We start from the raw sequence: 23,265 nt of genomic DNA, 5'->3' as shown, positions 1-23,265 counted from the left end.
CAATGCGGCAAAAAACGGAATCGAAAATTCCATGCTGCAATGCAATATCGAAATGCGTTGACGATTTCCGCACGACCGTACGAAACTAAGGAAAATCTTTAAATTCCAACAATAACCGAGTATCCACCCAGGAGACACGATGTCGGCATTTCCCTTGAGCCCAGTGATGGGCCAGATGATGAATCAGCCCCTGCTGATTTCCAGCATTATCGAGTTTGCAGCGCGTCATTATGGAGGCAGCGAAATCATTTCGCGGCGGGTGGAGGGCGATATGCACCGCTACACCTACCGCGATTGCCACCAGCGCGCGCGGCGCCTGGCGAACGCCTTGCATGGCCTCGGCGTCGGCATGGGCGACCGGGTCGCCACCCTGGCCTGGAATGGCTACCGCCACTTGGAAGCCTATTATGCCGTGTCCGGCTCGGGCGCCGTGCTGCACACCATCAATCCGCGCCTGTTCCCCGACCAGATCGCCTACATCTCGAACCATGCCGAAGACCAGGTCTTGCTGTTCGATTTGACCTTCTTGCCCGTGGTGGAGAAAATCGCCGCCGACTGCACCTTTGTCCGTCACTTCGTGCTGATGTGCGACCGCGACCGCATGCCCGCCAGCAGCACGATTCCCGACCTGCTGTGCTATGAAGATTTGATCGCCACGCATTCCGACGATTACGCCTGGCCCCTGTTCGACGAAAATGCAGCCGCCACCCTGTGCTACACGTCGGGCACGACGGGCAACCCCAAGGGCGCCCTGTATTCGCACCGCTCGACCGTGCTGCACGCGTATGCGTCGGCCATGCCCAGCGCCCTGAACGTGCGCGCTTCGGACACCGTGTTGCCCGTCGTGCCCATGTTCCACGTGAACGCGTGGGGTTTGCCGTATTCCGTGCCCCTGTCCGGCGCGCGCATGGTGTTTCCCGGCGCGGCGCTCGATGGCAAGTCGCTGTACGAACTGTTCGAGGCGGAAAAGGTGACGTTCTCGGCCGGCGTGCCCACCGTCTGGCTGGGCTTGCTCAATCACGCCTTGCAGAATAACTTGCAGTTTTCCACCTTCCGCCGCACGGTGATCGGCGGCGCCGCGTGCCCGCCCGCCATGATGGATACCCTGATCGACAAGTTCGACATCGAGGTCATCCACGCCTGGGGCATGACGGAAATGTCGCCGCTGGGCACGGCCGGCGGTTTGCAGACCAAGCACCTGGACTTGCCGAAGGAGGAGCAGCGCAAGATCCTGCAAAAGCAGGGCCATGCGATTTATGGCGTGGACATGAAGATCGTCGACGACGATGGCAAGGAATTGCCGTGGGATGGCGTGGCCTACGGGCATTTGCTGGTGAAAGGGCCGTGGATCATTTCCTCGTACTACAAGAACGAGGGCGGCGAGGTGCTGCAGGATGGCTGGTTCCCCACGGGCGACGTGGCTACCATCGACGGGGACGGCTACATGCAGATCACGGACCGCAGCAAGGACGTGATCAAGTCGGGCGGCGAGTGGATCGGCACCATCGACCTGGAAAACCTGGCCATGGCGCACCCGGCCGTGCTGCAGGCGGCCTGCATCGGCGTGTTCCACCCGAAATGGGACGAGCGCCCCGTGCTCGTGGTGGTGCTGCGTCCCGGCATGACGGTCACGCGCGATGCGTTACTGCAATTTTTCGAAGGCAAGATCGCCAAGTGGTGGACGCCGGACGACGTGCTGTTCATCGACGCCTTGCCCATGGGCGCCACGGGCAAGATCCAGAAAAACAAGCTGCGCGAGCAGTTCAAGGGGCACAAGCTGCCGGGCATGTAAAGCAGCCTAGGCCGCCTGCGGCAGCGCCGACCCCAGTTTTTCCAGCAAATGATCGCACTGGAAGACGGACAGGGTCTGGCGCTGCGCATCCGTGCCGATATCGATCATTTCATCCATTTCGCTGCGCAAGTCGTCATGCTCTCCCGTGCGGATGATTTGCGGTGCCGCAAAGCGCTGGCTGTCGGATATCGTCATGATGTTATCGACATGGTCGACGAGAAAACCGTAGCGCTCGTCACCCCGTTCCACGATCAGAATCTTGCCCGCGCTGGCGTCCGGCAAGGCCGGCATCGCATACAGCTGGCGCAAGTCGATGATGCTGATCATTTGCTGGCGTAAATTCAGCATGCCGCGCATGCAGGCTGGCATGCCCGGCGGCGTGGTGATGGCGCCGCTGAAATCGATGATTTCGCGCACTTGCCCGATTTCCACGGCGAAGCGGGTTTCCACCGTAAACGTGATGTAGACGCGGCGCTGCGCCTTGCGCGTGGCGGCGGTGGCCGTTTCCGGGTCGCTGGGGTACAGGCGCGCGTGGCCGTCGCGCATCTCGACGATCTCCGCCTGCGACAGGATTTCCTTATGGTCCAGGAAAATGATGTCGCCCAGGCCTTCTTTCGTGATGCAGCCGGCAAACATGGCGGCGCGCGCCTTGCTCAGCAGGGGAATCGGCAGCACTTCGTCGCCAAAGAAATGCACGATGCTGTCGACGGAGTCGACGAGGAAGCCCACGGTCGTGTCCTCCAGGCGCACGACGATGATGCGCTGGTCGCCGGTGGCTGCCTTGCCCGGTTCGCCCGCCTGCAGCAGGGCGCCGAAATCGACGACGGCCACCTGGCTGCCGCGAAAATGCATGCGCCCCAGGCACAGTTCGCTGTTCAGCAGGGAACTGTGCAGTTCCGGCACCCGGATGATTTCCTGGATGGCCAGCATTTCGAAGGCAAACGTGGCGCCCGCCGCATGGAAGCTGACGCACTGCCGGCGTTCGCTTTGCGCGTGGTAGCGGGACGTGCTGAGCCTGGCACCTGTCGCCTGCAGGGCCAGCACATGGGGCACGTTTTCGATGCGCAGCAGGGCGTGCGGGTCGAGTACCTGCAGCAGGCGCGCGCCGCCATCCTGCAGGATCGTGCCGGCGATGACGGCGTGGCTGTCGCCGGCCGCATACTGCAGGGCGCTGCGGGCGCTGGCGGGCACGCGCAGGATTTCGCCCGTATCCTGGAAAACGATGCCGATCAGTACTTGCTGGAAATCGAGGATGGCGATCTTGTCCGTGGCCACGGCGCGCGGCGCGTCGGCGCGGAACAAGCGGCCCAGGTTGACCACCGGAATGACGCTGCCGCGCAAGGTGAACATGCCTTCCAGGTAGGCGGGCGACAGGGGCAGGGCGGTGACTTTGGCGGGGTAATTGACGACCTCGCGGATGCAGCTGGCGGGCAGGGCGAATTCATCGTCGCCCAGGTGGAAGGAACCGAACAGTTCGGTGGCCGTGTCGCTGGCCCCCTGCGCTTGCAAGCCCGTTGCTTCATGCATATCCATATGCGCCTTCCTTGCGTGGAATCAATTCGGGTTGCGCCACCACATCGGTGACGGCATAGCTGTGCCGGGCGCAATCGATCAGCAACTGGCGCCCGTGGCGGCCGCCCAGCGCGCAAAAACTGACGTGCAAGCCGCACTGGTCCAGGTATTTTTGCGCCGCTTCCGCGTTTTGCCGGCCCACTTGCAAGCGCCCGTTGCGCGGGCCAAACATGCTGGCGCCGCCCGCCAGCACCACTTCGATATCGGCGTAATCGGCCTGGCGCACGCCCATCAGGCGCAGCAGCGAGGGCACGGCCTGGCTCACATAGCGCGCGCCCAGGCTCGGCTCGACGCCGGGCGCTTCCGGCAGCAGGCAGTGGGCCAGGCCGCAGCACGGGCCATTCTTCCAGATGAAGCCGATGCCGATGCAGGAGCCGAGCAAGGCTTGCAGCTGCTCGCCCTGCGTGCCCACGCTGAGTTGCCCCATGCCAACATGTTGCAGCGGCAAGTTATGCTCGATGATGATGCTCATGCGGTACCCGCCTTATAAATCATGGGAAACTCGAATTGATAGCCGGTGCCGAGGCGGGCGATGGTTTCCGACTCGCCCAGGATCAGCCGGCCCTCGTCCTTCAGGCTCAGGCGTGCCTGGCGCAGCACGGTTTCCTGGTGCTCGGCGTCGAAATAAATGAGCACATTGCGCAGGAAGACCAGGTCGAAGCGCTGGGCCGGGCGCAGCGCTTCCAGCAGATTATGCTGGGCAAAGCTGACGTGCTGGCGCAATTCCTCGTTGACCTTGACGCCGTACGGCGCGGGCGTGAAATATTTGCGCAGCAAGTCAGGATGCGACAGGCGGATGCGCTCGACGGAGCGGCCGCTGTACTGGCCGGCCCGCGCCGCGCCCAGGATCTGCTGCGAAATGTCGCTGGCCAGGATCTGGTAGCGGAAGGCGGGCGCCTGCTGCTTGAATTGCTCGCACAGCATGGCGATCGAATACAGTTCCTCGCCGCTGGCGGCGGCCGCCGACCAGATGGCGAGGCAGCCGTCCGGATGCGCGCGCGCCCAGGCGGGCAGGTAGCGGTCGCGGAAGTAATCCCAGATGGACGGCGTGCGGAAGAACAGGGTGTCGTTGGTGGTCACCAGGTCGATGAAATGGGCCACCTCGTCGCGGTCGCTGGCCACGCGGTCCAGGTACGCCTGGTAGCTGTGCAGGGACAGCGCCTGCAGCCGTGGCTGCAAGCGCCGTTCCAGCAAGACGCTCTTGCGCGCCGTCATGGCGATGCCCGTATGCTGGCGCACCAGCGCGATCAGGGTCGTCAGCACCTCGGGCGTCAAGGTGGCCGCGTGGCTCATGGCCTACACCACGAAGCCGGAGACAGTCTGGTTCAGGCTGCCCGCGCGCTCGTTCAAGCCATCCGTCGAGCGGGCGATGCTGTCGCAGTTGGCGGCCGACTTTTCCGTTTCCTCGGCAATGTACTGGATCGCCGTGGACACTTCGCGCGCCGTCAGCAGCTGCTCGTTGGCCGCCTTCGAGATGTCCGAGATGGCCAGGGTGGTCTTCGCCACGCCCGAGACGATCTTGTCGAAGGCGTCGCTGGCCTGGCGGGAGATTTCGCTGCCCGTCGAGACACGCTTGACGGATTCGTTGATCAGCTTGGAAATTTCCTTGGTCGCCTGCGAAGAGCGCTCGGCCAGCTTGCGCACCTCGTCGGCGACGACGGAAAAGCCCAGGCCGTGCTCGCCCGCGCGGGCCGCCTCGATGGCCGCATTGAAGGCCAGCATGTTGGTCTGGTTGGCGATTTCGCTGATCACCTTGACGATTTCGCCGATGTCTTCCGACGAGCGGTTGATCAAGTCCATCGCCTCGATCGACTTGGCGACGGCGCGCGCGCCCGCTTCCGCTTCCTGCTGCGTGGCTTTCGCCAGGTAATCGGCGTTCGAGGTGTTTTCCGCGATGGAATTGATGGAAAAGGTCAGGCCGTCGATGGAGGCGTTCATTTCTTCCACCGTGGCGCCCAGCGCCTGCGTGCCCACAGCCACGCCCGTCGCCCGTTCGGCGATCGCGTGCGAGGCGTCGGCAAAGCCGTTCGCCGCCGATACCACGTTGCCGATCACGCCGCGCAAGTCGATGATCATCTTGCTGATGCCGCCGGCCAGCAGGTCGATCGGCTCGTCGCCCTCGGGCACGATATTGCAGGTCAGGTCGCCTTGCGCCGCGCGCGCCACCGACTCGAGCAGGGCATTGACCTTGCGGCTGTCGTTGGCGGCCTTGGACTGGATGCTGTTTTCCAGGTTTACCTGTTCGCTGATGTCAATGGCGAACTTGACCACCTTATACGGCTTGCCGTTGAGGTCCAGGATGGGGTTGTAGGTGGCTTGTATCCACACCACCTTGCCATGGTTGCCCAGGCGCTTGTAGCGGCCCGCGTCGAATTCGCCGCGGTTGAGCTTTTGCCAGAATTTCTTGTACTCGGCGCTGCTCGCATACTCGGGCTCGCAAAACATGCGGTGGTGCTCGCCCTTGATATCGCTCAAGTCATAGTCCATGACGGCGAGGAAATTGTCGTTCGCATCGAGCACATTGCCCTGCATGTCGAATTCGATCACGGCCTGCGCCTTGCCGATGGCGCTGACCTTGCCTTCGTACTCGGCGTTGCGCTTTTTCAGGGCCGTGACGTCGCTGGCGAACTTGACCACCTTGAAGGGCCGTCCTTCCGTATCGAAAATGGGGTTGTACGAGGCATTGAGCCAGATTTCGCGGCCGTCCTTGGTGACGCGCTTGTATTCGCCCGCGTCGAACTGGCCTTGCCCCAGCTTGTGCCAGAACTGCGCATAGTCGTCGCTGTTGGCGTAGTCGGGCAGGCAAAACATGCGGTGATGCTTGCCCTTGATCTCGTCGAGCGTGTAGCCGACGGACTTGAGGAAATTGTCGTTGGCGTCGAGGATGGTGCCGTCGAGCCGGAATTCGATCACGGCCTGGGCCTTGCTGATGGCGTCGATCTTGCCTTCGTAATCGGCGTTGCGGCGCTTGGTGGCCGTGATGTCGGTGGCAAACTTGATGACTTTATACGGCTTGCCGTCCGCGTCGAGGATGGGGTTGTAGGATGCGTTGATCCACACTTCGCGCCCATCCTTGGCGCGGCGCTTGTATTCGCCATGGTCGAACTCGCCACGTCCCAGCTTAGCCCAGAAGTTGCTGTATTCATCCGTCTTGACATACTCGGGGTCGCAGAAGATGGCATGGTGCTTGCCTTGCACTTCCGCCAGGGTATAGCCGACGACGCGCAGGAAATTGTCGTTCGCATGCAGGATGGTGCCGTCGAGTTCGAATTCGATCACGGCCTGGACACGGTTCAATGCAGTATTTATCGCTTGTAAGTCCAGATCCTGGGAGTGGCTGACATGGCTGGCTGCGTCCATAGTATTTCCTTCGGGGTGAGAAGAGGAATGGGAACGATAATGCCGCTGCGATTACTTTTACTGCTATCCATAAAAGGCAGCAATGTTATTGCCGCGGTCGACATCTGGTGATAATCGGTGAGAATGTGCGCGCAGAACGGCCGCCAGTGTTTTTCCTGCGGTATGCCTTATTGTAGATAAATTGTAGAGTATTGATTTGTATCAACAATTTTATTATTCCCCAGCATCTGGCGAAAAACAAGGGGCGGGAATAAATAATGTAAAAACTGTCGCAATTGGCCCATGCCGGCATATAACAAACGCATTTTCTTACATAATAAAACGGCGTTATTATTATTGTGCTTTTATTATTTAAATGAATATCCAAGTGATAGCTTCTACTGAAACTTGCTGCATGCAGCAGAATCTTTCCGCAAATGATGTTGTACCATGGCGTACCATGCTGGCGCCTGCGCGCGCACGACAAAAATAATACGAGCGTTCTTTTATGCGGTATAGTGCAGCTTCATCCCTTGCAACCACCTCATCGCCAAGCAAAAACCTATAGACCAACAAGGAAGAGACATGAGTGCTGAATATCAAGTGAACGGCGCCGTTGCCGTCATTACCCTGGCCAACCCGCCCGTCAACGGCCTGGGCCTGGCGACGCGTACGGCCGCCGTGGCCGGCATCCGCCAGGCGCTGGCGGACGACGCCGTCAAAGCCATCGTCATCACGGGCGCCGGCAAGGCCTTTTCGGGCGGCGCCGATATCAAGGAATTCAATTCGCCCAAGGCGCTCACGGAACCAACGCTGCACACCCTGATCAACGTCGTCGAGCAATCGACCAAGCCCGTGGTGGCAGCCATCCACAGCGTCTGCATGGGCGGCGGCCTGGAGCTGGCGCTGGGCTGCAACTACCGCGTGGCCGCGCCTGGCGCGCAGATGGCCTTGCCGGAAGTCAAACTCGGCATCTTGCCGGGCGCGGGCGGCACGCAGCGCCTGCCGCGCGTGCTGGGCCTGGAAATGGCCTTGAACATGATCGTCTCGGGCACGCCCGTAGCGTCCGAAAAACTGGCCGGCACGGCCCTGTTCGACGAAGTCATCGCGCCCGGCGCGGACTTGCTGGCCGCCGCCGTGGCCTTTGCCACGAAAGTGGGTGACGTGCGCCCGCTGCCGAAAGTGCGCGAGCGCAAGGTTGACTACCCGAACCACGAAGCGTTCCTGCAATTTTCGCGCAATACCGTGAAAGCCATGTCCGGCCCGTTCCCCGCACCGCTGAAATGCGTCGATGCCGTGGCGGCCGCCGTGACGATGAAATTCGACGAGGGCTTGAAGTACGAGCGCGAACTGTTCATGCAGCTGGTGCAGTCGCCCGAGTCGAAAGCCCTGCGCCACGCCTTCTTTGCCGAGCGGGTCGCCAGTAAGGTGCCCGACGTGCCGGCCGACACGCCCGTGCGCGCCATCGCCAGCGCGGCGATTGTCGGCGCCGGCACCATGGGCGGCGGCATCGCCATGAATTTCGCCAACGCGGGCATCCCCGTGACCTTGCTGGAAACGAAGCAGGAAGCGCTGGACAAGGGCCTGGCCACCATCCGCAAGAATTATGAAAACACGGTCAAGAAGGGCAAATTGACGCAGGACAAGGCCGAGCAGCGCATCGCCTTGGTCAGCGGTACGTTGGCGTATGCCGATATCGCGCAGGCGGACATCGTCATCGAAGCCGTCTTCGAGGAACTGGGCGTCAAGGAAACCGTGTTCAGGCAGCTCGACGCCGTCATGAAGCCGGGCGCCATCCTCGCCTCGAACACCTCGACCCTGGACCTGGACAAGATCGCCGCGTTCACCCAACGCCCGCAAGACGTGGTCGGCACGCATTTCTTCAGCCCGGCGAACGTCATGAAGCTGCTGGAAATCGTCCGCGGCAAGGAAACGGGCAAGGATGTGCTGGCCACGGCGCTGGCGCTGTCGAAAAAGCTGAAAAAGACGGGCGTCGTTTCCGGCGTGTGCGACGGTTTCATCGGCAACCGCATGATCGAGCAATACAGCCGCCAAGCCGGTTTCCTGCTGGAAGAAGGCTGCCTGCCGGAGCAGGTCGACAAGGCCGTCGAGAAATTCGGCTTTGCCATGGGTCCGTTCCGCATGGGCGACCTGGCCGGCAACGACATCGGCTGGGCCATCCGCAAGCGCCGCTATGTGGAAAAACCGGAAGTGACGTATTCGAAGACGGCCGATCTGCTGTGCGAACTGGGGCGCTATGGTCAGAAGACGGGCGCCGGCTGGTACGACTACAAGCCGGGCGACCGCAAGGCTTACGCCTCGGAACAGGTCAACGCCATGATAGTCCAGCATTCCGCCGACATCGGCGTGGCGCGGCGCAAGATCAGCGACCAGGAAATCGTCGAGCGCCTCGTGTATGCGCTCGTCAACGAAGGCGCGCGCATCCTGGAAGAGGGCATCGCCCTGCGCGCCTCGGACATCGACATGGTGTATCTGACGGGCTACGGCTTCCCGCTGTTCCGCGGCGGCCCGATGTTCTACGCGGACACGGTCGGCTTGCCGAACGTGCTCGACACGATCGCCGGCTATGCGAAAGGCCGCCACGGCGAAGCGTGGACGCCGGCGCCCCTGCTGGTGAAGCTGGCGGGCGAAGGCAAGGGCTTCAATAGTTGATGTTGGGTTGTTGAATGACAAAGGGCAGATTTCTCTGCCCTTTTTTTATTTCTTCTTCGCCACCATCTTGACCGCCTCGTTGACGATGACGGGGTTGTCCTTCTGGATGTAGTAGCCGGCGCCCGTGATGCGCTCGATGGCCGGCGCGCCGGACAGGCGCTGCCAATCCTTTTCCTGGGCCCGCACCACGTTTTCAAACGAGCCCATTTCCTCGATGCCGAACTTGTCGCGCACCAGCAGCATGGCGGGCACGCGCAGCGGGCTGCCCATGTCGACGTGCTGCAGACATTGCGTCTGGGCATCAAATTCGGCCGATTCCGTACTGTTGAACATCAGCTTGCGCCGCGTCTTGACGAGCATGGCGTAGGTGGATGCGTCCGTCTGCAGGCGGTTCCATTGCTGCGGGTGCGTGGGATCGAGCAAGACCAGGCCGGCCACGTCCTGCGGGTACAGCTTCGCATACACATACTGGTACAGCCCGCCCAAGCCATGGCCGACCAGCACATACGGCGGTTTCAGGCCAGCTTGCGCCAGCAGGGCGCGCTGCTGGGCAGCGATGGTGCACGGGTCGCGCGGCGTGGTGGTTTTCTTGCTGTCGCCGTAGCCGGGACGGTCGTACACGAGCACGCGGTGCTGTCTGGCCACTTCGGGCGCCACCTTGGCCCACACATCCTTGCCGTCGCCCATGGCCGACTGGAACACGACGGGCACGCCGCCCTGGCCGCTCACGGTGTAGGCGATGCTGGCGTCGGGCAGGGCGGCGGTAGCCGGCACGCCGGGCATGACCGGGGTCGATGGCAACAGAGAGCAGCCGGAAAAACAGCCTGCCAGCAGCAAGCCGGCGCTGGAGAGGAGCATGGTGCGCGCGGGGCGGCCGACGAATAGATGATGCATGAATCTCCTTCTTGGTGCAGGGACCGGGGACCGGTATGGCGTGCCAGCCATTATAGGCAAATCGTCACGAAGTGGAAATGCCGAACAGAGGTGGATTTCCCGTCCTGTCAGCCGGCGTCGGCGCGGTGGCAGACGGCTTCGATGCGGTTGCCGTCAGGATCGAACAAAAAGGCCGCGTAATAGCTGGCGTGATAGTGGCGCAAGCCGGGCGCGCCCAGGTCGATGCCGCCCTGCGCCAGCCCCGCGTGCCAGAACGCTTCCACGGCCGCGCGCGAGGGGGCCTTGAAGCAGCAATGGCGGCGCGGCGCGTCGCCGGGCGCGGGGCCCAGCCGCACGGAAAAATAGCTGCGTTCGGGGTGTTCGGCATCGCTGCGCTCGCCATAGCCTATCCACGCATTGGCATGGTCGCTGCCCACCTTGGGCACGCCGAGCGCGGCGAAGATGGCGTCGTAGAAGCGCTCGGCGCGTTCCAGGTCGCTGACGGTGAGGGAAACGTGGTCGAGCATGGTCACTCCGCAGTAAAAACAAGGACGGCCATAGCATAGCCCGGATCAGGGCGGCCGTGGGCGGGAGTGACCGAGTGATACTGCCGGTGGCCGACTGCCGGTTAAGGGCGGCGGGCGCACGCACATGGCCCATCGGCCGCGCAGGCGGGGCAGGTCGGCGCCGGGCGCGCCAGCCGGGTGACGATATTGCGGCTGATGACTTGCACGCGGGGCGCGAACAGCATCACGGCGCAGAAGGCCACGGGCCAGGCGGCAAAGAACGCGTGGCGCCAGCGGGGTAGGAAGTCCGCCTGCAGGCCGATATTGAGCCAGGTGACCCAGGCGCTCATCAGCAGGGTCATGACCAGCGACATCAGGAAGGCAAATACGCAACGCAAACGCAGGGCTTCGGACATGGGACACTTTCAAAATGGTAAGGAAAGGGCAGCGTAACAACTTGCAGCAATCTATACTAGAGCCATATTTTTAATTTCAAATTCCGAAAATGCAATCATGCTCGATGATTTAGCCCTGTTTGTTTCCATTGTCGAGGCGGGCAGCCTGCATGCGGCGGCCGTCAAGGAAGACTTGCCCGCCGCCACCGTCACGCGCCGGCTGCAAAAGCTGGAAAGCCAGCTCGGTTACCGCTTGCTCAACCGCAGCGCGCGCCGCCTGCAGCCGACGGCGGAAGGCTGGCAATACTACGAGCAGTGCCGTCCCCTGGTCCATGCCCTGAGGCAAGCCACGCAGCAGCTCGACGCCAGCCTGTCGGCCGTCTCGGGCAGCATCCGCGTGCTGGCGCCCGTCAACTTCGCCAGCGGTTTGCTGACGCCGGCCTGGGTCAGCTTCATGCAGAAGTACCCGGACATCCGCCTGGAGCTGGAACTGTCGAACCTGCTGCAAGACCTGGTGGGCAGCGGCGCCGACCTGGCCATCCGCGTGGGCTCGCTCGACGATTCCTCGCTGATGCAGCGCCGCCTGGGCAGCGCCGCGCTGGTGATGGTGGCCGCGCCCGGCTACCTGGCGCGCGCCGGCGTGCCGCGCGATTTGCAGGAACTGGAAAAGCATGAGCTGATCGTGGCCGAACCGCTGCGCACCTGGCGCTTGCGGCGGCCCGGCAACGGCGCCGAAATGGTGATCGAACCGCAGGCGCGCCTGCGCGTGAACGAGATGCGCCTGGCCGTGGAAATGGCCGACGCGGGCATCGGCATCCTGCTGTGTCCGCTTCTGCAATGCCGCGATGAAGTGGCCAGTGGCAGCCTGGTGCGCGTGCTGCCCGACTGGATGCCGCAGCCGCGCCACGTGTACGCCGTGTGGACGCAGCGGCGCTACCTGCCGGCCCGCGTGCGCGTGTTGCTCGAACACCTGGCGTCGTTTGCGGCCGGCAATCCGCTGTTGAACGACGAGGCCGGCGTCTAGTCCGCCTGTTGCTGCGCCAGCCACTGCGTGAACTGGCGCAGCGCCGACGCAAAGCCGCTGGCCGGCGCGGCGCCGGGCCTCGCCTGGGCAAGAAAATAGGCCGTTTGCGCCTGCATGGCGGGATAGCGGCGCAGCAACAGCGCGACATGCTCGTCCAGGCTGGCGGGCCAGCCGGGATCGCCATCCTGGCGCAGCAGGTTGCAGGAACGGATCAGCTTGCGCGACGCTTCGCGCTGCAGGCGGGCGATGGCGGCAGGGTCGCGCTCGTCATCGAGGCGCCGCGCATAATCGTCCAGCACGCGGGCAAAGTCGCCATTCACGGCCAGGGCGATGGCGCGCGAGGGTGCGAACGGCGCAAAGTGCGGCGCCAGGTCCTCGCCCCACAGGCAGCGGCACTGGTGCTTGAGCCAGTAGCCCCAGCTGTACAGGTGCTCCGGCGCCAGCACCTGGGCCCGGTGGCCGATATCGAAATCGATTTTCAGTACTTCCCGGTGGCGTGCCTGCAGGGCCAGGCGCAGCGCTTCCAGCCCGTCGGCTTGCGGCGGCGTGGGCGGCTGGCGCAGCACCAGGGTCAGGTCGAGGTCGGACACGCTTGGCGTGGCATCGCCGCGGGCGATGCTGCCGTACAGGTATATGCCGTCCAGCAAGTAACCGGCGTGCGCAGCCAGGCTGGCGCAGACGTCTTGCAGCAAGGCGTCGAAATGCTGCTGCAGCGGGCCGCAGGGGGCGGGGGCGATGGTCGGCATGCCTGGGGACGAGTCCGGTGGGAGAAACTTCCACCATAGCATGCAGTGGCGCGCGGACAGGTAATCCTTTCTAATAAGTAATACCGAGCGCTTGTACTTTTCGCCAGGATCGCGTTAAGATAAAGCTGCCCGCTTATCCAGTGGGCAATCTGGTGTTTTTCGCGCAATCCCGTCCCTATCCATGAGAGTAGCAATGAAATATCTGATCATTCCCTTCTTGCTGGCCATTACTGGCTGTGAAGTACTGTATGACGCAAACCGGGACAAGATCGGCGAGTATTGCAACAGCCTCAATAATTTTGACGACCGCAACGCCTGCCGCAAGCGCAACCAGACCAGCTACCAAGAATACGTGCAGCAGCGCGACCAGCTGAAAAAGAAAAACGACAAGTAAGCCTGCCGCCATATACGCCACATAAAAAACGCCGCTGACCAGTCAGCGGCGTTTTGCTTTGCAGACCCCGGTCTTGCGGCCGGGGCTGGCATCCATTTAATCGTCGGCGTAGATATTGTTGTCCTTGGTTTCCTTGACGAACAGGGTGCCGATCACGACAGTCGCCAGGGCGACGACGATCGGATACCACAGGCCATAATAAATGTCGCCCTTGAAGGCCACCAGCGCGAAGGCCGTGGTCGGCAGCAAGCCGCCGAACCAGCCGTTACCGATATGGTAGGGCAGGGACATCGAGGTGTAACGTATACGCGTCGGGAACATTTCCACCAGCATGGCGGCGATCGGGCCATACACCATGGTCACGTACAGCACCAGGATGAACAGCAGCAAGACGACCATCGGCTTGTTGATCTGGTCCGGATCCGCTTTCGCAGGGTAGCCCGCTTCCTTGATGCCGGCGCCCAGTTCTTTCTTCAGCGCCGCTTCGTGGGCCTTGCTGTCCGCATCGAAGTTCAGGCCGTCGGCCGTCATGACGGCGTTGAACGAGCTAAATTCCTTCGTACCGATGCGCACCTTGGCGATGCTGCCGGCCGGCGCGTCTTCCTTCGTGTAATTCACCGAGCTGTTCGACAGGAAGCCCGTGGCGATGTCGCACGACGATGGGAACTTCTTGGTACCCGTCATGTTGAACTGGAAGTGGCAGGAAGCCGGATCGGCGACCACCACCACTGGCGAGTTCTTCAGTGCCGCTTCCAGCTGCGGGTTGGCGAAGTGGGTCAGGCCGTTGAAGATCGGGAAGTAGGTGGCCGCGGCGATCAGGCAGCCGCCGAGGATGATGTACTTGCGGCCGATGCGGTCGGACAGGCTGCCGAAGAACAGGAAGAACGGCGTGGCCAGCAGCAGGGCGACGGCGACGAGCACGTTGGCCGTTGCCAGGTCCACCTTCAGGGTCTGGATCATGAAGAACAGGGCGTAGAACTGGCCCGTGTACCACACGACTGCCTGGCCGGCGGTCAAGCCGATCAGGGCCAGGATGACGATCTTCAGGTTCTTCCACTTGCCGAACGCTTCCGTCAGCGGGGCTTTCGAGGTCTTGCCCTCGGCCTTCATCTTGGCAAACGCCGGCGATTCATTCATGGCCAGGCGGATCCATACGGAAATACCCAGCAGGATGACGGAGACGAGGAAGGGAATGCGCCAGCCCCACGCCTCGAAATCCTTCTCGCCGGTGGCCAGGCGGGTGCCCAGGATGACCATCAGCGACAGGAAGAAGCCCAGGGTTGCCGTCGTCTGTATCCACGCCGTGAACGCGCCGCGCTTGCCTTCAGGCGCATGCTCGGCCACGTAGGTGGCTGCGCCGCCGTATTCGCCGCCCAGCGCCAGGCCTTGCAGGATGCGCAGGATGACGAGGATGATCGGTGCGGCGATGCCGATGGACGCATGGCCCGGCAGCAAGCCGACGATGAAGGTGGAGCCGCCCATGATCAGAATGGTGATCAGGAAAGTGTACTTGCGGCCGATCATGTCGCCCAGGCGGCCGAAGACCAGCGCGCCGAACGGACGCACGATGAAGCCGGCGGCAAAGGCCAGCAGCGCGAAGATGAAGGTGGTGGTGGGGTCGCCGATGAAGAATTGCTTGGCGATGATCGATGCCAGCGAACCGTACAGGTAAAAATCGTACCATTCAAAGACGGTGCCCAAGGAGGATGCAAAGATGACCTTGCGTTCCTCTGGCGTAATCGGCGTTCCTTTGGTGGAAATTTTCCGTACGTCGGCAGAGCCGGATGGTGATGCCATGGTTTGTCTCCCTATGTTTTATAGTGAACCATTGCCGCGGTCTTTTTGACCATTCTTGCAACAGCTGGAGGCGAGTGTGTTCTCCGAACCTTACGTCATGCTTGCTTGAAACTTACAGCAAGCTTACAAATTGCCATTCCTTTCAACTTTGCGAACGACCGTACTTAAATGTGCTATTCTGATTCCGCAGATATACCACCCGACCATATAACATTCCCACAAGGAGACACAGCATGAATGAAGCCGTCATCGTATCGACCGCCCGCACGGGCCTGGCCAAGTCCTGGAAGGGCGCGTTCAACATGACGCATGGCGCCACCCTGGGCGGCCATGTGCTGGCGGCCGCCGTCGAGCGCGCGCGCATCGAGGCGGAGGAAGTGGAAGACGTGCTGGTCGGCTGCGCCTTTCCCGAAGGCGCCACGGGCGGCAACATCGCGCGCCAGGTGGCCTTGCGCGGCGGCTGCCCCGTCACGACGGCCGGCATGACCGTCAACCGTTTTTGTTCCTCGGGCTTGCAGGCCATCGCCCTGGCGGCGCAGCGCATCATCGCCGGCGAAGGCGATATCTATGCGGCGGGCGGCGTGGAATCGATTTCCTGTGTGCAAAACGAGATGAATACGCATATGTACCGCGACGTCTGGCTGCAGCAGCACAAGCCGGAAGTGTATTGGCCCATGCTGCAGACGGCCGAGACCGTGGCCAAGCGCTACCAGATTTCGCGCGAACGCCAGGATGCCTACGGCGCGCAAAGCCAGCAGCGCGCCGCCGCGGCCCTGGCTGCCGGCCTGTTCGATGCGGAAATCGTGCCGATGACCACCATCATGGGCGTGGCCGACAAGGCCAGCGGCATGCTGGTGTCGCGCGAAGTGACGATCTCGGCAGACGAAGGCATCCGCGCGGACACGACGTACGATGGCGTGGCGAAGATCCGCCCGGCCATTCCGGGCGGCGTCATCAGCGCCGGCAACGCCAGCCAGTTTTCCGATGGCGCCTCGATGGCCATCGTCATGAATGCGAAAGTGGCCGAAGCGAAAGGCTTGCAGCCGCTGGGCATCTTCCGCGGCTTTGCCGTGGCCGGCTGCGAACCCGATGAAATGGGCATCGGCCCCGTGTTTGCCATCCCGAAACTGCTGAAAAAGGCGGGCTTGACTGTAGCTGACATCGGCTTGTGGGAACTTAATGAAGCGTTCGCCGTGCAAGTGCTGTACTGCGCCGACACCCTGGGCATTCCCATGGACCGCCTGAACGTGAACGGCGGCGCGATTGCCGTCGGCCACCCGTACGGCGTGTCGGGCGCCCGCCTGACGGGCCACGCCTTGATCGAAGGCAAGCGCCGTGGCGTCAAATACGTGGTGGTGACCATGTGCATCGGCGGCGGGCAGGGCGCGGCCGGGCTGTTCGAAGTGCTGTGATATAGGTAAACCTAGTCTGCGGGCGGCTTCCAGGGCCGCCCGTTTGCATTTCGCGCCCTGTTCCTGCAAGACGCGCCGATAGCGGTTACAGTAATGCTTCATTAATAAACAAGCAGCCTGCCGCCATGATCAAGCACATCGTTTTCTGGAAACTCAAAGACCACGCCGAAGGCGCCGACCGCGCCACCAATGCATTGAAACTGAAAGCCCTGCTCGATTCCTGCTCGGACCTGGTGCCGGGCATCTTGAAATTCGAGGCAGCCGTGGCCCAGCCTGGCCTGGAAGCGACCTACGACATCGTGCTGTACAGCGAATTTGCCAGCCGCGAGGCGCTCGACGCTTACCAGAACCACCCCGAGCACGTGAAAATCAAGCCATTCTTTGGCGCCGTGCGGGAAGCCAGACAATGTATGGATTATGAGATCTAGTCTTTACGCAGCAGACACCTTGTTCATCAGCATGTAACTCTCTCACTTTATTGACAGGAGCATCATGACCACCTACCAACGCATCGTCCTCGCCTCGCGCCCCGCCTCCAATGAGGAAGTGCAGACGGCACATTTCCGCCTGGAAACTAAAGACATTCCCGCCATCCAGGATGGTCAATTGCTGGTGCGCAACCAGTACCTGTCGCTCGACCCCTATATGCGCGGACGCATGAGCGGCAATAAAAGCTATGCGGCGCCGCAGGCGCTCGATGAAACCATGATAGGCGGCACGGTGGGCGTGGTGCTGGAATCGAAGCATCCGAAGTTTGCCGCAGGCGACACCGTCGTGGGCACTCTGGGCTGGACGGAAGTGGCCGTATCGGACGGCACCATGCTGCGCAAGGTCGACACGACGCACATTCCCGCTTCCGCCTACCTGGGTTCCGTCGGCATGCCGGGCATGACGGCGTGGTATGGCTTGAACCAGATCATGGCGCCGAAAGCGGGCGAAACGGTGGTCGTGTCGGCGGCCAGCGGCGCCGTGGGCAGCGTCGTGGGTCAGTTGGCGAAACTGAAAGGCTGCCGCGTGGTCGGCATCGCCGGCGGCGCGGACAAGTGCGCGTATGTGGTGAATGAGCTGGGTTTCGACGCCTGCGTCGACTACAAGGCGGGCAACTTGGAGGCCGACCTGGCTGCGGCCACGCCGGACGGCATCGACGCCATCTTTGAAAACGTCGGCGGCGCCATCTTCGATGCGGCCCTGGCGCGCACCAACGCGTTTGGCCGGATCGCCGTGTGCGGCTGGATCGCCGGCTACAACGGCGAACCGACGCCGCTCGACAATGCGCGCCTGATCCTCACCAACCGCCTCACCGTGCGCGGCTTCATCGTTTCCGAGCAGCCGGAATTCTGGCCGCAAGGCTTGAGTGAACTGGGCACGCTGGTGGCGACGGGCAAGCTGAAATTCCGCGAATCCGTGGCTGACGGCCTGGCCAGCGCGCCGGAAGCGTTCATCGGCCTCTTAAAAGGGCGCAACTTCGGCAAGCAGCTGGTCAAGCTCAGCTGATCTGTCTTTGAAAAGGCAGGTCGTGCGACAATTGCGGCCTGTCTCTTTCTACATTACACCATGACCAAGCACACCATCCGCCTCGGCGACTGGGCCACCCTGGGCCCTGACGCCACCGCCATCCGTTTTGAAGTTTTCGTCGATGAACAAAAAGTGCCGGCCGAGATCGAACTCGACGACATGGACGCCGTCTGCCTGCACGCCGTGGCCTACGACGATGCCGGCAATGCCATCGGCACGGGCCGCTTATTGCCTGACGGCCACATCGGCCGCATGGCCGTGCGCCAGCCGGGCCGCGGCACGGGCGTGGGCGGCGCCATTCTGACCTTGCTGATGGAGAAAGCCCGCGAACGGGGCGATGCCGCCGTGGTGCTGAACGCGCAAACCGTGGCCGCGCCATTCTATGCGCGCCACGGTTTCGTGCAGCAGGGGGAACAATTTGAAGAGGCGGGGATTGCGCATGTGGAAATGCGCCTGCAGTTTGCCTGATTAATCAAGCAGGCGTGGTTCGCACGACGTCCGCGAATACGGACGCCGCGCGGCTACGCTTAATTTTGCGCGTGGCTCTGGCGCCATTTGTCCAGAATCACGGCCAGCACGATCACGACACCTTTCGCCACATACTGCCAGAACGACGACAGGCCCAGGATCGTCAAGCCATTGTTCATCACGCCGATGATCAGCGCGCCGATGACTGTGCCCCAGACGGAACCCACGCCGCCCATCAGGCTGGTGCCGCCCAGCACGACGGCCGCGATGGCATCGAGTTCATAACCGGTACCCCAGTTGCCGTTGGCCGCATACAGGCGGCTGGCCGACATGGCGCCGCCCAGGCCCGAGAACAGGCCGCTGATCGTGTAGACAAACATCAAGACGAGACCGACCTTGATCCCCGTCAAACGGGCTGCTTGGATATTGCCGCCGACGGCATAGATATGCAGGCCCAGGGTGGTCTTGCGCAAGATGAACCACGTCAGTACGACAACGGCCGCCGCCAGCCAGATCAGCCAGGGCACGGCCAGGAAGCTGCCGTTGCCCATCCATTCGAAGCTGGGGATTTCCGTGTTCAGCACGCTGGTGCCGTCCGCCAGCAGGTAGGCGGCGCCGCGCAGGGCCGTCATGGTGCCGAGGGTCACGACGAAGGGGTTCAGGCCGACGAGGGCCACCAGCACACCATTGAGTGCGCCCAGCAGCAGGCCGACGATGAGGAAGGCGGGAATCGAGAAGCCGGCGAACTGGGCCGACAGCGACATCAGCATGCCTGCCACGGCCGAGACGGCCAGCACGGAGCCGACGGACAGGTCGATGCCGCTGGTCAAAATGACGAAGGTCATGCCGGACGCCAGCACGATGTTGATCGACACCTGGCGGAAGATGTTCATGGTGTTATTGCTGGTCATGAACGTGGACGTGCCGTCGGCCGAGAAATACACGGTCAAGCCATACATGGCCAGGTAGAGCACCACCAGCACGGGCAGCATGCCCAGGCGGCGCATCAGGTTCGAGGCATTGAAGGGTTCGCCGGCGCGCGCGGCGCCGCGGGTGGTGCTAGTTGTCATCATGAGTCTCCTGAATGATTATTTAAGACGTATTCTTAAAACGCCTGACAAAACCGTAGCGAGCGGATGTGGGGTGTGGTTGAGACGCGGAACTGTGCGAATGCACAGTGAGCATCGGAAACCGCAACCCGCGACGCGCAGTAGGTTTTGACAGGTGTTTTTATGCCGCTTCCAGCTGGGTGGCATAGGCGAGGATGTTTTCCTGCGTAATGTCGTCGCCCGTCACTTCGCCCGTCAGGCGTCCTTCGCACATCACCATCACGCGGTCGCAGATGCCGACCAGCTCGGCCAGTTCGCTGGAAATGCACAGCACGGCCGTGCCCGCATCGGCCAGCTGGTGGATGATCTTGTAGATTTCGCTCTTCGCGCCCACGTCCACGCCCCGCGTCGGTTCGTCGAGGATCAGCACTTTCGGCGCGATGGCCAGCCAGCGCGCCAGCAAGACTTTCTGCTGGTTGCCGCCAGACAATCCGCCGACGATGCCGTCCGGCCCCGACACCTTGACGTTCAGGTTGCTGATCGCCTCGCGCGTGAGCTGCGTCAGGGCGCCACGGTTGACGACGCCCGCCGTCGCATGCTTGGACAGGATATTCATCGACATGTTTTCCATGGCCGACAATTGCATGAACAGCCCCAGGCTCTTGCGGTCCTCGGGCAGGTAGCCGATGCCGTGGCGGATGGCCGCCAGCGGGCGCTGGATATGCACTTCCTGGCCGTCGAGCCACACTTGCCCCGTTTGTTTCTTGTCGGCGCCAAAGATCAGGCGCGCCAGTTCCGTGCGTCCCGCGCCGACGAGGCCTGCCAGGCCCGTGACTTCGCCCGCATGCAGGGCGAACGAGGCGGGCTTGACCTTGCCGCCGCCCACGTTTTCCACGCGCAAGCGCTCGGCGCCCCGCGTGGTGCGCCGCTGGTGCGCATAAAAGTCGTCGGCGGGGCGGCCCACCATCATTTGCACGACTTTCTTTTGATCCAGCTCATCCTTGCCCAGCTCGCCCACATAGGCGCCGTCGCGCAGCACGGTGATGCGGCGCGCCAGGCGTTCCACCTCGGCCATGCGGTGGCTGATGTACAGCACGGCCAGGCCCTTGTCGCGCTGTTCTTCGATGATGCGGAACAATTGTTCTGTTTCCCGGTCGGACAGGGCGGCAGTGGGCTCGTCCATGATCAGGATGCGGCTTTCGTGCACGAGGGCGCGGGCGATTTCCACCTGCTGCTGCTCGGCGATCGACAGGGTGGACACCATGGTGTCCGCGTCGAAGCGGGAGCCGAGGTCGGCCAGGATGGCGTTCGTGCGCGCGCGCATTTCGCCGCCCTTGACGGTCCAGAACGGTCCTTGCGGTTCGCTGCCCATGAAGACGTTCTGCGCCACCGTCATGTTCTTGGCCACGCTCAATTCCTGGTAGATCAGGTTGATGCCCAGCGCGCGGGCCTCGCCGGGGTTGCGGATGCGGATCGGCTTGCCGTCGAGAATGATTTCGCCCGCGTCCGGCGTGTACACGCCCGACAGAATCTTCATCAGGGTGCTCTTGCCGGCGCCGTTTTCGCCCATCACGGCATGGATTTCGCCGCTGCGCACCGTCAGGTGCACGCCGCGCAGCGCGCGCGTGGCGCCAAAGCGCTTCTCGATGCCGCGCATTTCAAAAATAATATCGTCGCTCATGACTGTCCTTCCTTGCTGGTGAAACTGGCGCCGCCTGGTAACTGGCCGGCGGCGCCGCGTGGTTCAGGTCAGGCAGATCAGTTCTTTACCCAGCCCGTGTAGGTGGCGACGTTTTCCTTGGTGATGGCCGGGGTCGGCAACAGCACCATGGTCTGTTTCGGCGTGCGGCCGTTCATGATGTCGTAGCCCATCTGCACGGCGTCCGTGGCCATGCGGTACGGGTTTTGCGCCGAGGTGGCGGCAAACAGGCCGGCCTTGTTTTTCAGGGCGTTCTGGCCATCGGGCGCGCCGTCGACGGCCGTGATCAGTTTCACGTCCGTGCGCTTCGATTGCTTGATCGCCAGTTCCGCGCCGATGCCCGTCGGGTCGTTGATGGCGAACACGCCGTCGATCTTCGGATGGGCCGTCAGCAGGTTCGACATCACGGTCATGCCGCCGTCGCGGCTGCCGCCCGCATTCTGGTTGTCGGACAGGATCTTGATATCCTTGAACGCGGCCAGGGTCTTCTTGCAGCCATTCACGCGGTCGATCACGGACGTCACGGGCGGGCCGTTCAGGATCACCACATTGCCCTTGCCGCCGATCTGCTTGGCCAGGTAGGCGCACGACACGTCGCCCGCCATGGTGTTGTCGGACATCACGGTGGCCGAAGCGCCCACGGCGCCCACGTCGACGGCGATCACGACCACGCCCGCATTGCGCGCTTTCTTGATGGCTGGCGCGATGCCCTTGGAATCGACGGCGTTCAGGATGATGATGTCGGTCTTGTTGGCGATGAAGTTCTCGATCTGGTCCACCTGGGTGTTCAGGTCATACTTGCTGGAAACAGTCGTGACTTTCACGCCAGGGCCGCCCAGTTTTTTCGCGCTTTCTTCCGCGCCGCGGCCGATGGCGACAAAAAACGGGTTGGCCAGGTCGCCCACGCTCACGCCGATGGATTTCAGCGGTTTGTCGGCGGCGAAGGCGCCGCAGGCGGCGGACAGCAGCAGGGAGGCGGTAATGACTTTTTTCATGAGGATCTCCAAGGGTTTTTATTGTAAAAACAAACGGTGCTACGGTAAAAACTGGGTAAAAACTTAGCGAGTGCGCAATTTCTCGATCATGGCGTCCAGCTTGCCCGCATCGACGGCGAAGCCGCGGATGCCTTCGGCCAGTTTTTCGGTCGCCATCGCGTCGTCGTTCAAGGCATAGCGGAAAGCCGCTTCGTCGTAGGTGACGGCCGGCTGCGGCGCGCCCAGGTCGCCGCCCAGCGCGCGCTCGAATGGCGCATCCGCCGCTTCGAGCTTGGCCAGCAAATCCGGGCTGATGGTCAGCAAGTCGCAGCCGGACAGGGCCGTGATCTGGCCCACGTTGCGGAAGCTGGCGCCCATCACCTGGGTGGCGATGCCGTGTTGCTTGTAGTAATTGAAGATGCGCGTGACCGATTGCACGCCCGGATCGTTGGACAGGCTGCGCGCCGCTTCGTCCCATGCCGCACCTTGCGACTTCTTGTGCCAGTCGTAGATGCGGCCCACGAACGGCGAAATCAGGCGCACGTTCGCATCGGCGCAGGCGACGGCCTGGCAAAATGCGAACAGCAAGGTCAGGTTGCAAAAGATGCCGTCTTTTTCCAGCTCGCGCGCGGCCTGGATGCCTTCCCAGGTGGCGGCGACCTTGATCAGCACGCGTTCGCGGGCCACGCCGGCTTGCTCGTACAGGGCGATCAGGCGGCGACCGCGGGCGACGGTGGCGTCGCGGTCAAAGCTCAAACGGGCATCGACTTCCGTCGACACGCGGCCCGGCACGACCTTCAAAATTTCCAGGCCGAAGCGCACCAGCACCTGGTCGACGATATCGTCCAGGCTGGCGGATTGATGCGCGGCGACCGTGCTTTCCAGCAAGGGCGCGTAATCGGGCTGCAGCACGGCCTTCAAGATCAGCGACGGGTTGGTGGTCGCGTCCTGCGGCGCGAAGCGCGCCAGTTGCAGGAAGTCGCCCGTGTCGGCGACGACGGTGCTGTGTTGCTTCAATTGTTGCAGCTGATTCATTA

Annotated in this window: 21 protein-coding genes; 8 read left to right on the top strand and 13 right to left on the bottom strand. The window is 62.6% G+C overall.

What is annotated here, in order from left to right; genetic code table 11:
* Positions 1-139: 139 nt before the first annotated feature.
* Positions 140-1,792: a 3-(methylthio)propionyl-CoA ligase gene (locus O3301_RS03535; RefSeq protein WP_285817010.1), complete on the top strand. Its 1,653-nt coding sequence runs from the start codon at positions 140-142 to the stop codon at positions 1,790-1,792.
* Between the two features lie 6 nt (positions 1,793-1,798).
* Here the strand turns inward: O3301_RS03535 and O3301_RS03530 are convergent, their stop codons facing one another.
* From O3301_RS03530 to O3301_RS03515, 4 genes are read right to left on the bottom strand one after another with little or no spacing between them, the layout of a single operon-like run.
* Positions 1,799-3,325, bottom strand: a complete 1,527-nt coding sequence (locus O3301_RS03530) for a chemotaxis protein CheW (protein WP_305055558.1) — start codon at positions 3,323-3,325, stop codon at positions 1,799-1,801.
* Positions 3,312-3,836 carry a chemotaxis protein CheD gene (locus tag O3301_RS03525; RefSeq protein ID WP_305055557.1) on the bottom strand — a complete coding sequence of 175 codons (525 nt, stop codon included), beginning with the start codon at positions 3,834-3,836 and terminating at the stop codon, positions 3,312-3,314. Before O3301_RS03525 ends, O3301_RS03530 begins: the two co-directional genes overlap by 14 nt.
* Positions 3,833-4,657, bottom strand: a complete 825-nt coding sequence (locus O3301_RS03520; RefSeq protein ID WP_305055556.1) for a protein-glutamate O-methyltransferase CheR — start codon at positions 4,655-4,657, stop codon at positions 3,833-3,835. The genes O3301_RS03525 and O3301_RS03520 overlap by 4 nt, the downstream gene beginning before the upstream one ends.
* A gap of 3 nt (positions 4,658-4,660) precedes the next feature.
* Entirely contained in the window at positions 4,661-6,661 is a 2,001-nt protein-coding gene (locus O3301_RS03515) for a PAS domain-containing methyl-accepting chemotaxis protein (RefSeq protein WP_251348618.1), read from the bottom strand.
* Between the two features lie 627 nt (positions 6,662-7,288).
* Between O3301_RS03515 and O3301_RS03510 the strand changes: the two genes are divergently transcribed.
* Positions 7,289-9,376, top strand: coding sequence for a 3-hydroxyacyl-CoA dehydrogenase NAD-binding domain-containing protein (locus O3301_RS03510; RefSeq protein ID WP_305055555.1), 2,088 nt, complete (start codon positions 7,289-7,291; stop codon positions 9,374-9,376).
* A 45-nt stretch (positions 9,377-9,421) separates the two neighbouring features.
* On the opposite strand, the gene O3301_RS03505 is transcribed toward O3301_RS03510, so the two are convergent.
* From O3301_RS03505 to O3301_RS03495, 3 genes are all read right to left on the bottom strand, one after another.
* The gene (locus O3301_RS03505; protein WP_305055554.1) at positions 9,422-10,270 is read right to left on the bottom strand and encodes an alpha/beta fold hydrolase; all 849 of its coding nucleotides are present in this window, start codon (positions 10,268-10,270) and stop codon (positions 9,422-9,424) included.
* Between the two features lie 107 nt (positions 10,271-10,377).
* Complete coding sequence (locus tag O3301_RS03500) at positions 10,378-10,776, bottom strand: VOC family protein (protein ID WP_099667886.1); 399 nt, start codon at positions 10,774-10,776, stop codon at positions 10,378-10,380.
* Between the two features lie 101 nt (positions 10,777-10,877).
* Entirely contained in the window at positions 10,878-11,171 is a 294-nt protein-coding gene (locus tag O3301_RS03495; protein ID WP_305055553.1) for a DUF2798 domain-containing protein, read from the bottom strand.
* 97 nt (positions 11,172-11,268) lie between these two features.
* Between O3301_RS03495 and O3301_RS03490 the strand changes: the two genes are divergently transcribed.
* The gene (locus O3301_RS03490) at positions 11,269-12,174 is read left to right on the top strand and encodes a LysR family transcriptional regulator (RefSeq protein ID WP_305055552.1); all 906 of its coding nucleotides are present in this window, start codon (positions 11,269-11,271) and stop codon (positions 12,172-12,174) included.
* Here O3301_RS03490 and O3301_RS03485 read toward each other — a convergent pair.
* Complete coding sequence (locus tag O3301_RS03485) at positions 12,171-12,920, bottom strand: nucleotidyltransferase domain-containing protein (protein ID WP_305055551.1); 750 nt, start codon at positions 12,918-12,920, stop codon at positions 12,171-12,173. The genes O3301_RS03490 and O3301_RS03485 overlap by 4 nt on opposite strands.
* A 193-nt stretch (positions 12,921-13,113) precedes the next feature.
* Here O3301_RS03485 and O3301_RS03480 point away from each other — a divergent pair, with 193 nt between their 5' ends.
* Positions 13,114-13,314, top strand: coding sequence for a hypothetical protein (locus O3301_RS03480; RefSeq protein ID WP_077404762.1), 201 nt, complete (start codon positions 13,114-13,116; stop codon positions 13,312-13,314).
* A 96-nt stretch (positions 13,315-13,410) separates the two neighbouring features.
* On the opposite strand, the gene O3301_RS03475 is transcribed toward O3301_RS03480, so the two are convergent.
* Positions 13,411-15,111 (bottom strand): MFS transporter, encoded by a 1,701-nt coding sequence (locus tag O3301_RS03475; RefSeq protein WP_289904891.1) that lies wholly within the window; start codon positions 15,109-15,111, stop codon positions 13,411-13,413.
* A 233-nt stretch (positions 15,112-15,344) separates the two neighbouring features.
* Between O3301_RS03475 and O3301_RS03470 the strand changes: the two genes are divergently transcribed.
* The 4 genes from O3301_RS03470 to O3301_RS03455 all read left to right on the top strand — a co-directional run bounded on the left by O3301_RS03470 (position 15,345) and on the right by O3301_RS03455 (position 18,506).
* Complete coding sequence (locus tag O3301_RS03470) at positions 15,345-16,523, top strand: acetyl-CoA C-acyltransferase (protein WP_289914701.1); 1,179 nt, start codon at positions 15,345-15,347, stop codon at positions 16,521-16,523.
* A gap of 125 nt (positions 16,524-16,648) precedes the next feature.
* Positions 16,649-16,951, top strand: coding sequence for a Dabb family protein (locus O3301_RS03465; RefSeq protein WP_289897829.1), 303 nt, complete (start codon positions 16,649-16,651; stop codon positions 16,949-16,951).
* A 64-nt stretch (positions 16,952-17,015) separates the two neighbouring features.
* On the top strand, positions 17,016-18,017 hold the full coding sequence (locus O3301_RS03460; protein ID WP_369812166.1) for an NADP-dependent oxidoreductase: 1,002 nt from the start codon (positions 17,016-17,018) through the stop codon (positions 18,015-18,017).
* 60 nt (positions 18,018-18,077) lie between these two features.
* Complete coding sequence (locus O3301_RS03455; RefSeq protein ID WP_305055550.1) at positions 18,078-18,506, top strand: GNAT family N-acetyltransferase; 429 nt, start codon at positions 18,078-18,080, stop codon at positions 18,504-18,506.
* A gap of 59 nt (positions 18,507-18,565) precedes the next feature.
* Here O3301_RS03455 and O3301_RS03450 read toward each other — a convergent pair whose 3' ends face one another.
* The 4 genes from O3301_RS03450 to tal form a co-directional block, all read right to left on the bottom strand.
* The gene (locus tag O3301_RS03450; RefSeq protein WP_305055837.1) at positions 18,566-19,576 is read right to left on the bottom strand and encodes a ribose ABC transporter permease; all 1,011 of its coding nucleotides are present in this window, start codon (positions 19,574-19,576) and stop codon (positions 18,566-18,568) included.
* Between the two features lie 160 nt (positions 19,577-19,736).
* Positions 19,737-21,236 (bottom strand): sugar ABC transporter ATP-binding protein, encoded by a 1,500-nt coding sequence (locus O3301_RS03445; RefSeq protein ID WP_305052049.1) that lies wholly within the window; start codon positions 21,234-21,236, stop codon positions 19,737-19,739.
* 77 nt (positions 21,237-21,313) lie between these two features.
* Complete coding sequence (locus O3301_RS03440; protein WP_077404737.1) at positions 21,314-22,249, bottom strand: ABC transporter substrate-binding protein; 936 nt, start codon at positions 22,247-22,249, stop codon at positions 21,314-21,316.
* A gap of 63 nt (positions 22,250-22,312) precedes the next feature.
* A complete protein-coding gene (gene tal, locus O3301_RS03435; protein WP_099667896.1) occupies positions 22,313-23,263 on the bottom strand; it encodes a transaldolase in 951 nt (316 codons plus the stop codon).
* Between the last annotated feature and the right edge of the window lie 2 nt (positions 23,264-23,265).

This window comes from Janthinobacterium sp. SUN211 (genome assembly GCF_030587315.1).
Classification (GTDB): Bacteria; Pseudomonadota; Gammaproteobacteria; order Burkholderiales; family Burkholderiaceae_D; genus Janthinobacterium; species Janthinobacterium kumbetense.
The sequence above is the reverse complement of the archived record's forward strand: the minus strand, read 5'-3'. Positions and strand labels throughout refer to the sequence as shown.